12 protein-coding genes are annotated in these 12521 nt (G+C 73.5%); 6 read left to right on the top strand and 6 right to left on the bottom strand.

The window, feature by feature from the left end:
- Positions 1-10 precede the first annotated feature (10 nt).
- The 3 genes from GEV27_RS16215 to GEV27_RS16205 form a co-directional block, all read right to left on the bottom strand.
- Positions 11-1288 (bottom strand): glycosyltransferase family 2 protein, encoded by a 1278-nt coding sequence (locus GEV27_RS16215; RefSeq protein ID WP_309222324.1) that lies wholly within the window; start codon positions 1286-1288, stop codon positions 11-13.
- Between the two features lie 4 nt (positions 1289-1292).
- Positions 1293-2201 (bottom strand): ATP-grasp domain-containing protein, encoded by a 909-nt coding sequence (locus GEV27_RS16210; RefSeq protein ID WP_153935091.1) that lies wholly within the window; start codon positions 2199-2201, stop codon positions 1293-1295.
- Positions 2202-2329: 128 nt separating this feature from the next.
- Positions 2330-2638, bottom strand: a complete 309-nt coding sequence (locus GEV27_RS16205; protein ID WP_153911777.1) for a hypothetical protein — start codon at positions 2636-2638, stop codon at positions 2330-2332.
- 145 nt (positions 2639-2783) lie between these two features.
- On the opposite strand from GEV27_RS16205, the gene GEV27_RS16200 reads away from it, so the two are divergent.
- The 6 genes from GEV27_RS16200 (at position 2784) to GEV27_RS16175 (ending at position 8855) form a co-directional block, all read left to right on the top strand.
- Complete coding sequence (locus GEV27_RS16200) at positions 2784-3287, top strand: Lrp/AsnC family transcriptional regulator (protein ID WP_153651907.1); 504 nt, start codon at positions 2784-2786, stop codon at positions 3285-3287.
- Between the two features lie 42 nt (positions 3288-3329).
- The gene (locus GEV27_RS16195) at positions 3330-4571 is read left to right on the top strand and encodes a sensor domain-containing protein (RefSeq protein ID WP_153935090.1); all 1242 of its coding nucleotides are present in this window, start codon (positions 3330-3332) and stop codon (positions 4569-4571) included.
- Positions 4559-5227, top strand: a complete 669-nt coding sequence (locus tag GEV27_RS16190) for a response regulator transcription factor (RefSeq protein WP_153911779.1) — start codon at positions 4559-4561, stop codon at positions 5225-5227. The genes GEV27_RS16195 and GEV27_RS16190 overlap by 13 nt, the downstream gene beginning before the upstream one ends.
- A 128-nt stretch (positions 5228-5355) precedes the next feature.
- On the top strand, positions 5356-5571 hold the full coding sequence (locus tag GEV27_RS16185) for a hypothetical protein (RefSeq protein ID WP_153911780.1): 216 nt from the start codon (positions 5356-5358) through the stop codon (positions 5569-5571).
- On the top strand, positions 5568-6329 hold the full coding sequence (locus GEV27_RS16180) for an ABC transporter ATP-binding protein (protein WP_153651903.1): 762 nt from the start codon (positions 5568-5570) through the stop codon (positions 6327-6329). Before GEV27_RS16185 ends, GEV27_RS16180 begins: the two co-directional genes overlap by 4 nt.
- Positions 6330-6332: 3 nt before the next feature.
- A complete protein-coding gene (locus tag GEV27_RS16175; protein WP_309222323.1) occupies positions 6333-8855 on the top strand; it encodes an ABC transporter permease in 2523 nt (840 codons plus the stop codon).
- Positions 8856-8860: 5 nt separating this feature from the next.
- Here the strand turns inward: GEV27_RS16175 and GEV27_RS16170 are convergent, their stop codons facing one another.
- From GEV27_RS16170 to GEV27_RS16160, 3 genes are read right to left on the bottom strand one after another with little or no spacing between them, the layout of a single operon-like run.
- Positions 8861-10522, bottom strand: a complete 1662-nt coding sequence (locus tag GEV27_RS16170) for a helix-turn-helix domain-containing protein (RefSeq protein WP_309222322.1) — start codon at positions 10520-10522, stop codon at positions 8861-8863.
- 25 nt (positions 10523-10547) lie between these two features.
- Positions 10548-11654, bottom strand: a complete 1107-nt coding sequence (gene menC / locus GEV27_RS16165) for an o-succinylbenzoate synthase (RefSeq protein WP_153651901.1) — start codon at positions 11652-11654, stop codon at positions 10548-10550.
- Complete coding sequence (locus tag GEV27_RS16160) at positions 11651-12517, bottom strand: GNAT family N-acetyltransferase (RefSeq protein WP_309222321.1); 867 nt, start codon at positions 12515-12517, stop codon at positions 11651-11653. Before GEV27_RS16160 ends, menC begins: the two co-directional genes overlap by 4 nt.
- Positions 12518-12521 lie beyond the last annotated feature (4 nt).

Raw genomic sequence — 12521 nt, 5'->3', positions numbered from 1 at the left:
CCCACGACGATCAGGAGCCACGGCCATCGTCGTCGCTCAGTCCCCGCACCGAGACCGTTCCGGTCCGCTCCAGTTTGTTCCATCGGTTCTCCGCGTTCCCGAGCTCGAGCCTCACGGCGTCCAGCACGACGAAGGTCATCATGGTCGAGTACAACGGCCACAGCGGGACCGTCCAGAGGTGGCGCAGGTCGTCGACGGCCCGGTCGAGCGCCAGCGCGAGCGCCAGCAGCGCCAGCGACGCCGGCACCCCCAGCAGCAGCACCCACGCCCACCACGTCCGTGGCAGCCAGTCGGTGCCGTCCACGGCGATGAGCCAGCCCACGCCCACCGCCGCCGACAGCTGCAGGAAGGGCGCGATGACCTGCGTGACCATGTTGAAGAGCAGGTAGACGCCGAAGGCGCCATAGCGGGGGTTGCCCACCATCGGCCAGTGCATCTCGGTGGCCTGCAGCAACCCCCGCGCCCAGCGCACCCGCTGCCGCCACAGACCTCGCAGGGTGGAGGGCGACTCGGCGTACACCAGGGCCTGCGGCGCGAACGCCACCTGGAAGCCCGCCCGGTGGACCCGCCAGGTCAGCTCCAGGTCCTCCCCCAGCGTGTCCGTGCGCAGCGGCCCCACCCGGTCGAGCACGTCGCGACGATAGGCGCCGATGTTGCCGGACACGACCGGCAGACAGCCGAGCACGTCGAGGCCGCGACGCATCAGCCCGGTGCCGACGTGGCTGATGACGGAGAGGAGGCGGGTGAGCGTCCGGTCGAGGTTCACCGGCCTGTCGTTGCCGCACACCGCGCCGATGCGCGGGCTGCGAAAGCCGCGCACCAGCATCGTCAGGGTGTCGGGGCGGAAGACACCGTCGGCGTCGACGAGCACGAGGACCTCACCGGCGGCCGCAGCGATCCCGGTGTTGAGGGCAGCGCCCTTGCCTGCGTTGGCCTGCCGCAGCGCCCGCACGACGCCCGGGTGGTCGGCGGCCAGCTGCTGCATCCGCGCGAAGGTGTCGTCGGTGGAGCCGTCGTCGACGCACACGATCTCCAGGTGGGGATAGTCGCTGCGGGCGATGGAGCGTACGCACTGGTCGATGACGCGCGCCTCCTCGAAGGCCGGCACCACCACGCTCAGTCGCGGCGCCTCGGTGAACATCGGGCCGTAGCCGGCCGGCCCGGGGCCGCTGCGCCGGGCGCGGACCTCGAAGACGAGGGCGAACGGCACCATCCCGAAACGTACGATCCCGGCGGCGGCGAGCGGCACGAGCAGCACGAGGACCAGCGCCGCCACGAAGGCGGTCACGGGATCAGCCCGACCACTCGACGAGCACGTCCTCGAGGACCTCGGGGGCGTGGGCGGACAGCGCGCCGAACCTGCTGTTGACCTCGAGCACCACGGGGGTCCCGTCGCCCGCCCTCCGCACGTCCATGTCGACCGGACCCACCAGGTCCAGCGCCTCCACCGTGCGCAGGGCCAGCGCGGCCACGTCGGGCTCGGCGCCGTCGGGCAGGCGCTCGACCGCCGCGGCGTTGCCCACCCGGCCCTGCTTGAGCTCGGTCTTGCGCAGCACCACGACCCGGCACCTGCCGGTGTGCGGCGAGCGGTAGACCTGGGGGCTGTACTCGACGCCCGGCGCGTAGCCCTGGACCAGCCACGTCGCGTCGAGCGAGTCCCACACCGGGTCGCCCCCGTCCTCGACGACGTGCACGCCGCGACCACCGCGGCTCACCCGCGGCTTCACCACGACGAGCCCGCCGCCCCAGGACACGGCGTCGGCCGCCGAGCCCACCTCCGCCACCGTGGCGTGCGGCGGCACCGCGACGCCGCGCTCGGCCAGCGCCCACATGGTGAGGAGCTTGTCGGCGGCGACGGCGACCGGGCCCGGCGCCGAGAGCACCAGCGCCGCGCCCATCCCCGTCGCCAGGCCGAGGACCGCGAGCCGGGGCAGCTCCTCGGCGACGGTGGGGACGACGAGGTCGGGACGCAGCCGCGCCACCAGGTCGCGCATGTCCTGGTCGTACGCCGGGTCGAGCGCGCCCACCACCGGCAGGACCGTGTCGTACCCCGGGACGTCGGTCGGCGCGAGGTCTACGCCCACCAGGCGCGGGCCCGCACCCCTGTCGGCCTGCTCCAGCACCTGGACGCCCAGTGCCCGCCCCGCCGGTCCGGCCGCGCCGGTGACGAGCATGGTCGTGCGCTCGGAGGCTGCACTCATCCATTCAGTCTAGGCACGCGGGCCGGGCCGCGCCCGGACGACGATGTTGACGAGCCGGGGCGCCCGCACGATCACCGAGCTGCTGGCCGGGGAGGCACGACCGACCAGCTGACCTGCGCAGGCAGGGGTCAGGACGCGAGCCGCACCCGGGTGTCGAGTGCCTCGAACAGATCGGCGCCGAGGACGTCGACCCGGTTCTCGAGCGTCCGCAGGACCGTCCATGCTCGGGCGGGGTCCGTGACGATCGTCGCGCTGAAGACCCGGCACCCGTCGACGGGACGCGCGAGATCGGCCTCGACGACCTGCACGCCGCGGCGGTGCAGGACCGACGCGATCGTGAGCAGGTCGGCCCCGTGGTCGTTCGCGGTCACCGACACCGTCACGACGTAGGCGCGCGGACCGGCCTCGGCCGGCCTCGGTCGCACCTGCTGGTTCATCGCCATTCCTGCCACCCTGTCCCCGTGTCACTGACGTCCTGATGTGACCATCCTCGCGAGGCTGATCATGACGGTCAACAAGATGAGCCGCAACGTGGCAGACTGCCAAGCAGATCGTCCTCGGGTCGACATGAAGGGTGCCACCATGACAAGCATCGACCGGCTCGACGCCGAGATCCTCGGGCGGCTCACCGCCAACGCCCGCGTCGGGATCGCCGAGCTCGCGGCCGACCTCGGGGTCAGCCGCAACACGATCCAGCAGCGCATCCGGCGGCTCGAGGACGTCGGGATCCTCCGGGGGTTCCGACCCATCATCGACCTCGGCGCGGTGGGCATGCCGGTCCAGGCACTGATCAGCCTCGAGCTGGACCAGCGGCGCATGGCCGAGGTCGTGCAGGGGCTCGGGGCGCTCCCGGAGGTCATCGAGGTCAAGCTCCAGGCCGGCCGCGAGGACCTGCTCGTGCACGTGGCCATCGCGTCGCTCGAGGCGCTGCAGCCCCTCACCGCGTCGATCGTGGAGATCGAGGGCGTGCGCAAGACGACCTCGACGTTCTCGGTCGGCACCCCCGTCCCCTACCGGCTGCAGCCGCTCCTCGACCACATCACCGAGGGCAGCGGATGGGGCCGGTCCACCCCGCTCCCGTCGTGAGATCGGCCCCTCGGTCGAGCCGGCGCCGGTAGATTGGTGCGCATGGGGACGACGTCGGACCGCCGATCGTGGCTCGGGCGATCCCGCGAGATCCTGCGGTACGTCGCCGAGCTCGGCAGCGGCCTCGGCACCTCCCTCCTCGCGCTCGGCGTGCTGGTGCTCCTCGTGCTCGTCGCGCTCCTGTCGGTCGTCGGCGTCGGTCTCCTGCTCGCACCGGCTGCGCTGCGTGCGGTGCGCTGGATCGCCGACCGCGAGCGGACCCGGCTCGCACGGTGGGGCACGGCGGTCCCGGGACCCGCGGCGCTGCCGTCGGGGCTCCGGGCAGCGCTCGCCGATCCGACCGTGCGGCGCGACATCGCGTGGCTCACTGTCCATGCCACGTGGGGCTTGCTGATCGGCTTCGTCGGCGTGGCCCTGCCGCTGTTCACGGTGCGAGACCTCACGTTCCCCCTCTGGTGGTGGCTGGCGCCCGAGGGCGAGGCCAGCGCCGCGCTGTGGTTCTGGGTCGTCGACTCGTGGCCCGAGGCCCTGCTGGTCGCACTGTCGGCACTCGGCTGGGGCCTGCTGACGGTCCTGCTCGCGCCCGCCCTCGCCCGCGTCCAGTCCCGCCCGGGTCGGGCGCTGCTGCCGCCCCCTCCGGGCACCGATCTCCCGCTGCGCATCGCCGAGCTGACCGCGACCCGCGCCGCGGCCCTCGACGCGCATGCGACCGAGCTGCGCCGCATCGAGCGCTGTCTGCACGACGGCACGCAGAACCCCCTGGTCGCGGCGAACGTCCTGATCGGCGCGGCCCGCCGCCAGCTCGGCGACGACCGGCCGGCGGCCGACGATCTGCTCGAGCAGGCGCAGACCGCGATCGAGCGGGCCCTCGGCGAGCTGCGCACCACGATCCGCGGCATCCTCCCGCCTGTGCTGTCCGACCGCGGGCTGGACGGCGCGCTCACGGGACTCGCGGCCACCTCGAGCGTGCCGACGACCGTGGACGTCGGCGCGACCCGGTGCCCCGCCTCGGTCGAGGCCAGCGCCTACTTCATGGTCGCGGAGGCGCTGACGAACATCTCCCGCCACAGCGGCGCCGAGCGGGCCTCGGTGACGGTCCGCAGCATCGCCGGCGACCTGGACGTGACGGTCACCGACGACGGGCACGGCGGGGCGACCGAGGGCACCGGCTCGGGCCTCGGCGGCATCCGCAGGCGCATCGAGGCGCACGACGGGACGTTCGAGGTCAGCAGCCCGCCCGGCGGTCCGACGACCCTGCACGCGAGGTTGCCATGCGGATCGTGATCGCGGAGGACGATGCGCTGCTGCGCGAGGGTCTCGCAAGCCTGCTCCGGGCCGAGTCCCTCGACGTCGTGGCGACCGCCGGGGACGCCGCGGAGTTCCTGCGCGCCGTGGACGAGCACCGACCCGACGTCGCCGTGGTGGACGTCCGCATGCCCCCGACCCACACCAGCGAGGGCATCGTCGCCGCGGTCGAGGCCAAGCGCCGGCAGCCTGACCTGGCCATCCTGGTGCTGTCGGCGTACGTCGAGCAGGCCTTTGCGACCGATCTGCTGACGCACGGCGTCGAGGGGCTCGGCTACCTGCTCAAGGAGCGGGTGGGACGGGTCGAGGAGTTCCTCGAGGCGCTGCACCGGGTGGCCGCGGGAGGCACCGCCCTCGACCCCGACGTGGTGTCCCAGCTGCTGGGCCGCCAGCACGACGACCCCCGGCTGGCCCGGCTCACCGAGCGCGAGGACGAGGTGCTGGCGCTGATGGCCGAGGGGCTCGGCAACACCGCGATCGCCGAGCGCCTCGTCGTCACCGAGGGGGCCATCCACAAGCACGTGCGCAGCATCTTCGCCAAGCTCGACCTGCCCCCGGACGACCGGGCGGACCGCCGGGTCGCGGCGGTGCTGCACTACCTCGACGCAGGACCGGGACGGCTCCCGGCGGGGTGAGCCGCGAGGCGGTGCTCGTGCAGATGGTGGTGCAGGCTGTACCACCGACTGGGCAGTCCGCAGGATGTCCTGCGGCGCCCGGAGTTCATAGCGTGGAGACCACCATTCCCCACCGCTAGGAGCTCGCCATGACCGAGCACTCACCCTCCCCCTCGCACGACCCGTCCTCGCGCGGATCCGATCTGCTCCGGACGCTGCTGTGGTCCGTCCTGGTGCTGGCGGTCGTCGCCAACGTGATCGCCTCCGCAGCCTCGGCCGATCTGGTGGTCCAGGTCGCGATCGGCGCCGTCACGGCGGTCGCCCTCGTCGGCCTGGTCGCGGTCTGGACCAAGGACCGCAGATGAGCAGCCCGCTGCTGACCCCCGTGACCGCTGACGCCACCCGCGAGGCCGTCATCACGCTCGACCACGTCTCCAAGACGTACGACGGCGGGGTGCAGGCGCTGGACGACGTGTCGCTGACCGTCGAGCGCGGATCCTTCCTCGCGGTCATGGGACCCTCCGGATCCGGCAAGTCGACGCTGATGCACTGCGCCGCGGCGCTCGACGTCCCCACGTCGGGCACGGTCCTGATCGGCGGCCACGACACACGCTCCCTCGACGAGACCCGCCGCACCGAGCTGCGGCGCGATCTCGTGGGCTTCGTGTTCCAGGGCTACAACCTGGTGCCGTCGCTGTCGGTCGCGGACAACATCACCCTTCCGCTGCGGCTCGCCGGCCGCCGGGCGGACCCGGCGTGGGTCACCTCCCTGGTCAACCGGGTCGGTCTGGGCGGCCGGCTCGACCACCGCCCGGCCGAGCTGTCGGGCGGCCAGCAGCAGCGGGCGGCCATCGCCCGCGCCCTGGTGACCGAGCCCGCGGTGGTCTTCGCGGACGAGCCCACCGGCGCACTCGACCTGCGTACGGCCCGAGGGGTGCTCGACCTGTTCCGCGAGGTCGCCGAGGACCTGGGCCAGACGATCGTCATGGTCACGCACGATCCCGCGGTCGCCGCCCAGGCGGACACCGTCGTGGTCATGGCTGACGGCCACATCGTCCAGACCGTGACCGATCCCGACGCCGCCGATCTCGCGAACCGCCTCATCTCGATGAGCGAGGGCTGAGCCGTGATCCAGCTCGCCATCCGCATGGCCCGCCACCGTCTCACCTCGCTGGTCGCGATCGCGTGCGCAGCCCTCGGCGGCGCCGCCCTGGTGACCGCGACCGGCGTGCTCACCGAGTCGGGTCTGCGCTCCCACGCCCCCGTCGGCCGCCTGGCCGGGGCCGAGATCGTCGTGACCGCTCCCCAGTCGGTCAGCGCCCCCGAGAGCATCCCGGCCGTCCTGCCCGAGCGCAACCGGATCCCGCGCGAGCTCGCGGCCGGTCTGGCCGAGGTCCCGGGCGTGCGTCACGTCGTCGGCGACGTCTCGTTCCCCGCCGCGCTGCTCACCGCCGACGGCCCGGTCGCCACGAGCGACGACCCCCGGGCCGCCGGTCACGGCTGGTCGTCGGTCCGGCTGCTGGGCCGCCACAGCACCGACGGCAGCGCGCCCGTCGGCACGGACCAGGTCGCCCTGGGCTCGGCCGCAGCCGCGGCCGCCGACGTCTCGGTCGGCGACGACGTCGAGATCTCCACCGCCGGAGGTGCCGCGCGGACGCACCGCGTGGCCGCAATCGTCGACGGTGGCGGGGACGAGCTGTTCTTCAGCGACGCCGCAGCCGCGGCGATCCGCGAGGCCGGCGGATCGGGGACCACCGCGGACCTGGTCGGCCTGGACGTCGCGCCGGGCTCGGTCGACACCGTCGCCGACGCCGTTCGCGAGCAGCTGCGCGGCTCGGGCCTCGAGGTGTCGACCGGGGCCGACCGGGGCGACACCGCGGCACCGGACGTCACGGCCGCGCGCGGCACCCTGCTGCTGGTCGCCGGCTCACTGGGCGGCATCGTGGTGATGCTCGTCGGCTTCGTGGTCACCGGTGCGGTCACCGTCTCGGTGGCCGGACAGCGACGGGCGCTCGCCCTGATGCGCTCGATCGGCGCGACGCCCCGCCAGGTCCGCACCCTGGTCGCGGGCGAGACGAGCGCGACGGCCGCGATCGCCGCGGTCCCCGGCATCGTCCTGGGCTACCTGCTCGCAGGGCAGCTCGGCGGCCTGCTCCGGGCGACCGACATCCTGCCGCCGTCGCTGCCCCTGACGTACGGTCCGCTGCCGGCCGTTGCCGGTGTCGTGTCGATGGTCGTGGTCGCCCAGCTGGCCGCACGTGCCGCCGCCTGGCGGCCGTCGAGGATGCCGACCGTGGACGCGATGGTCGAGTCCTCGAGCGAGGCCCGGGTGCCGTCGCGCCTCCGGGAGCGGATCGGCCTGCTCGTGCTCCTCGGCGCCGTGGGCCTGTCCGCGGCACCGGTCCTCCTGGTCAGCGACATCGGTGCCGCGATGACCTCGACCGCCGGCATCGTCGCGGCGATCGGCCTCGCGGTGGCCGCCCCCGCCCTCCTGCGACGCGCCAGCGACGCGGTCGGCGGACGGATCCCCGACCGGGTCTCGGCACCCACGTGGCTCGCGGTCACCAACATGCGGGTCTTCACGACCCGTTTCGCGGGGGTCATCACGGCCTCGGCGATGCTGATGATCTTCACACTGACGTACGCGATCTCGCAGACCACGCTGGTGCGGGCGAGCGCCGACAGCGTGCGGGACGCCACGACGGCCGAGCTGCGGGTCACCGGCGACGGGCTCGGCGGCGTGCCGGCCGATCTCGCGGAGCAGGTGCGCGAGCTGGACGGCGTACGCGCGGCAGCACCGATGTCCACGACCTCGGTCGTCTGGCCGCACGAGGTGCTGGGCGACACCGAGGTCGAGGCGGAGCCGGCGATGGTGCTGGACCCCGAGGCCCCGGGGGTGCTGGACCTCGACGTACAGCGCGGCAGCCTGGCTGATCTCGAGGGCGACACGATCGCGGTCGGCGCCGGTGCGGCGGACGCACGCGACGCGCAGGTGGGCAGGACCGTCAGCCTCACGCTCGGCGACGGCACCGAGGTCCGGCCGCGCGTCGTCGCGGTTTACGACCGGCAGCTCGGTCTCGGCTCGGTCGTGCTGTCCCGCGATCTCGCCCTGCAGCACACGACGTCCGGCCTCGACCACAGCCTGCTCGTGCGCACCGACGACACGTCGGAGGCCCGCGCGTCCCTCGCGACGCTCGCCACCGCCCGGCCAGGACTCGAAGTCGAGACGACGACCGTGGACTCCCACGAGTCGATCGCGGCGCAGGGGATGCTGCTCAACGTCGCGACCATCGCGGTGCTGCTCGGCTACCTTGCCCTGACGATCTCCAACCGGATCGTTGCGGTCACGACCCAGCGGCGCGGCGAGATCGCCGCGCTGCGGACCGCGGGCGCCACTCGCGCCCAGGTCCTCGGCACCACCAGGCGCGAGTCACTCATCGCCGCCGGGGTCGCGGTGGGGGCGGCGCTCGCGGTCTCCGCGCTGCCGCTGGTCTTCCTCGGCATCGGGTTCCTCGGGCGTCCGTGGCCCTCGGCACCGATCTGGCTGGTCCCCGCGACGGCGGCGCTGGTCGTGGGACTGATCGTGGTCTCGGTGGAGCTGCCGACGCGCTATCTCCTGCGGTCCTCGCCGACCGCGACGGGACGGTGAGGGGCTCAGGCGCGACCGGGCCACAGGCTCAGCTGCAGCGTGAGGGCGAACCGTTGCGCCGGGTCGAGGAGATCGACCTCCCCGATCTCCTTGACCCGGCGCAGCCGGTAGCGGAACGTGTTGGGGTGCACGAACAGGGCCTCGGAGGCTCGCGTCACGTCGCCGAACGCGTCGAGCCAGGCCTGCAGCGTCTCCACGAGGCTGCCACCGTGCTCGCGGTCGTACGCGACGAGGCGGGCCAGCGGGCCGGTGAGCTGCTCGCCGCGCGCGATGGTCAGGTCGCGCAGCTCCATCAGCAGGGACTCGGTCTGCACGTCGACGAGCCGCGCCACGGGTCTGCCCCCGTGGCCCTCCCGCAGCACCCGCAGGATCCGGTCGGTCGTGGCCCGGGCCCGGACGATGTCCGAGAGGTTGGTCGCGACCGGGCCGATCGCGACGATGGGCCGCAGCCGCCCGCCGATGCGACCGAGGAAGTCGTGGGCGATGCGCATCGCACGCGTCTCGGCCTCCTCGCGTGAGCCGGTCGCCGCCGCCAGCCCGTACGCGACGCCGTCGAACAGCGCCGACGCCGAGCGCGGGTTGACCGCGCTGAGGTGCATCGCGAACGCATCACCGAGACGCTGGCGCTCGTGGGCCGCCGACGGGTCGGTGCGGTCGACCGGTCCCGGGTCGGCGACCGTGAAGCCCAGCACCAGCAGCTGCGTGTCGGCCAGGCCCAACCGCTCCAGCGCGTCGCGGGCACCCGAGCCGCCCTCCAGCACGGACCCGACGAGATCCGCGCGCACCCGGCGCTCGACGTCGGCGCCCGCGCGGACCCGCAGGAGGTGCAGTGCCACCAGCTGCGCGGCGTCCCGCAGCGCGGCGGTGCGCTCGTCGCTGAGGGGGCCGGGGACCGCGGCCCAGATCGAGCCGAGCACCTCGTCGCCGGCCCGGACCGCCACTGCGACCCGCGCCATCGTGATCGCCTCGTTGACGTCGGGCATGGCCTCCATGTAGATCGGCTGCTCCGAGCGGTGCAGCTCCCGGAAGACGCCCCGCTCGTTGAGGATCCGCGAGTAGCGCTCGGGCACCTGGCGGCCGAGGATCGTCTCGACACGGGACGGGTCGGCCTCGTCCTGGCGCCCGGAGAACGCCAGCACGCGCGAGCTGCGGTCCTCGATCGTGACCGGCGCGTCGAGCAGCGACGAGATCGCGTTGGCGACCGCGAACAGGTCTCCGGACGGCAGGCCGCCGAGCGTCTCGGGAGTTGCGCCGCCCAGGTCGCCCTCCGCGAGGACCGAGCGCAGCATCGTCGCGAGGTGTGCCCACGGCGCACCCCGGCTCAGCCCGAGCAGCGCGACCCGTGAGGTGTCGGCTGCCGCGCGGACCTCGTCGGTGAAGGGCACGGGTGCGCGCACCACGAGTGCAGCCGCGTCGCCCCGGCCCAGCTCGACCAGCAGCGCGGCGATGGCGGCCGGGTCCTCGAGGCCCACGCCGAGGACGAGCGCGCGCGGCGGCAGGACGGGGGCGTCGACCGGGTCGTGGATCACCACCCCGCCGATGTCGTCGCTGCGGCTCGTGTCGCCGTGCACGAGCTCGAGCAGCGTCGCGCCGAGATCGTCCACGACCCGCGCAAGACTTGCACGCGGCCGGGGCCGGCTGCCGGATGCGGTCGTCTCGGTGCTCACGCTCACGACCCTAGGGCTCTTCGGGTCAGACCGTGACCCACTCGGTGTGGGTCGTCACCTCCGCCAGCAGCTCGGGCACGGGCAGCACACCGATGCCCGGCCCGGTGGGGACGGTCAACGTCCCGGCGTCCAGGACGAACGGCTCGGTGATGTCGGTGCGGTAGTAGCGGTCCGAGGCCGAGGTGTCCCCGGGCATCGTGAAGCCCGGCAGCGCGGCCAGCGCGACGTTCGCGGCCCGGCCGATCCCGGTCTCGAGCATCCCTCCGCACCACACCGGCACACCGTGCGCGACGCACACGTCGTGGATGCGTCGGGCCTCCAGGTATCCGCCGACCCGCCCCGGCTTGATGTTGACCACCGCGCAGGCACCCAGCCGGATCGCGGCCGCGGTGGACTGCGCCGAGGTGATCGACTCGTCGAGGCAGACCGGGGTGGTGATCTGCTGCGCGAGGGACGCGTGCCCGAGGATGTCCTCCTCCTCGAGCGGCTGCTCGATCAGGAGCAGGTCGAAGGGATCGAGCCGGGCGAGGTGCCGGGCGTCCGCGAGCGTGTAGGCAGTGTTGGCGTCGACCTGCAGCAGCACGTCGTCGCCGAACCGCTCGCGCACCGCGCGCACCGGGGCGACGTCCCAGCCCGGCTCGATCTTGAGCTTGATCCGGACATAACCCTCGTCGATGTAGCCGCCCACCGCGTCGAGCAGGGCCGGGATGCTGTCCATGATGCCGACCGAGACCCCGCACGGGACCCGGTCGTGGACGGCCCCGAGCTCGCGCGCGAACGACCTGCCCTCGGCCCGCAGCTCGGCGTCGAGGACGCCCATCTCGAGCGCCGCCTTGGCCATCCGGTGCCCCTTGAACGGTGCCAGCACGGTCGCGACCCGGGACGCGTCGAGCGGTCCGGACGCGGCGAGGGTGGGGATCAGGAAGCGGCGCAGCACGTCCGCGGCGCCGGCCACGTACTCGGAGGAGTAGACCGGGTCGGGCATCGTCACGCACTCGCCCCACCCCTCCCCCTCGTCGGTGACGACGCGCAGGAGCAGCAGGTCACGCGTGACCTGGGTGCCGAACGAGGTGCGGAACGGCGAGACGAGCGGCATCGAGACATGGATCAGCTCGACACCCGTAAGCTTCACAGCCCCCTCCTCACGACGTACCAGCCTTGTTTGTCGAAGCCCGTGATGCGCGCTCCGTCGGCCAGCAGCCCGCCCAGCACGTCGCGCACCTCGAGCCGCCACCTGCGGGCCAGCGCGGGATCGGACGCTCGGAGCAGGCTGATCTCGCGCGGCACGGCGACCAGGGAGGTCGCGCCGTCAAGACGCCCGCGCACCGGGGCGCCGTCCGCGTCCATGCCGAGCGCCGTGAGCGCACCGGCGGCGAGCTCGTCGGCGACCACGGACGAGGTGGCGCCCCCGGAGCAGGCCAGCTCGACCGCGGGATCGGTCAGGCTCCATCGCACCAGCAGGCGGTCGGTCTCGTCGGCCCCGTTGATCGAGTCGTCCATGGGCCCGTAGAAGTTGGGCAGGTACTCGACCGGGCGTGCTGCGAGCTTGACCAGGTTGAAGTACGCATTGCGGCTCACGAGCGGGTCGAACGTCCACGCGACGTCGGAGACGCCCCGGCCGAGCGCCCACGCACGTTGGTGCAGCTTGAGGGCGAATCCCACGTGGCGGTCGACCATCGTGCTGTCGACCCCCGCGATGTGGCTGTGCAGCGCGTCGTCGGCGGGAGCGTGGAAGAAGCCCACGCATGCGCCGACGAGACGACCGTCGGCCGCAAAGGCGCCGCCCACGTAGTTGCCCGCCTTCGTGAACGCCCGCAACAGCTCGAGGGTCAGCGGCGGATTGGCCTCCCGCCCCCAGATGCGCGCGTACAGGTCGAGCACCTGCTCGAGCTCGGGGAGGTCGACGACCTCGCGGATCAGCACACGGGCCGCGGACGCTGCCGCGTCGGCCGTGCGATCAGCGTCCAGCTGGGGGTCAAGGGCGGCTGTGGTCACGTCA

Source organism: Aeromicrobium sp. S22 (assembly GCF_009661045.1).
In the GTDB taxonomy this organism is placed as follows: Bacteria; Actinomycetota; Actinomycetes; order Propionibacteriales; family Nocardioidaceae; genus Aeromicrobium; species Aeromicrobium yanjiei.
Note: the sequence above shows the minus strand (reverse complement) of the source record. Positions and strands in the feature narration are given on the sequence as shown.

Coding starts and splice junctions, on each gene's coding strand:
- GEV27_RS16210 (WP_153935091.1), bottom strand. CDS start 2,201: ATGAGTGCAGCCTCCGAGCGCACGACCATGCTCGTCACCGGCGCGGCC.
- GEV27_RS16205 (WP_153911777.1), bottom strand. CDS start 2,638: ATGAACCAGCAGGTGCGACCGAGGCCGGCCGAGGCCGGTCCGCGCGCC.
- GEV27_RS16200 (WP_153651907.1), top strand. CDS start 2,784: ATGACAAGCATCGACCGGCTCGACGCCGAGATCCTCGGGCGGCTCACC.
- GEV27_RS16195 (WP_153935090.1), top strand. CDS start 3,330: ATGGGGACGACGTCGGACCGCCGATCGTGGCTCGGGCGATCCCGCGAG.
- GEV27_RS16190 (WP_153911779.1), top strand. CDS start 4,559: ATGCGGATCGTGATCGCGGAGGACGATGCGCTGCTGCGCGAGGGTCTC.
- GEV27_RS16185 (WP_153911780.1), top strand. CDS start 5,356: ATGACCGAGCACTCACCCTCCCCCTCGCACGACCCGTCCTCGCGCGGA.
- GEV27_RS16180 (WP_153651903.1), top strand. CDS start 5,568: ATGAGCAGCCCGCTGCTGACCCCCGTGACCGCTGACGCCACCCGCGAG.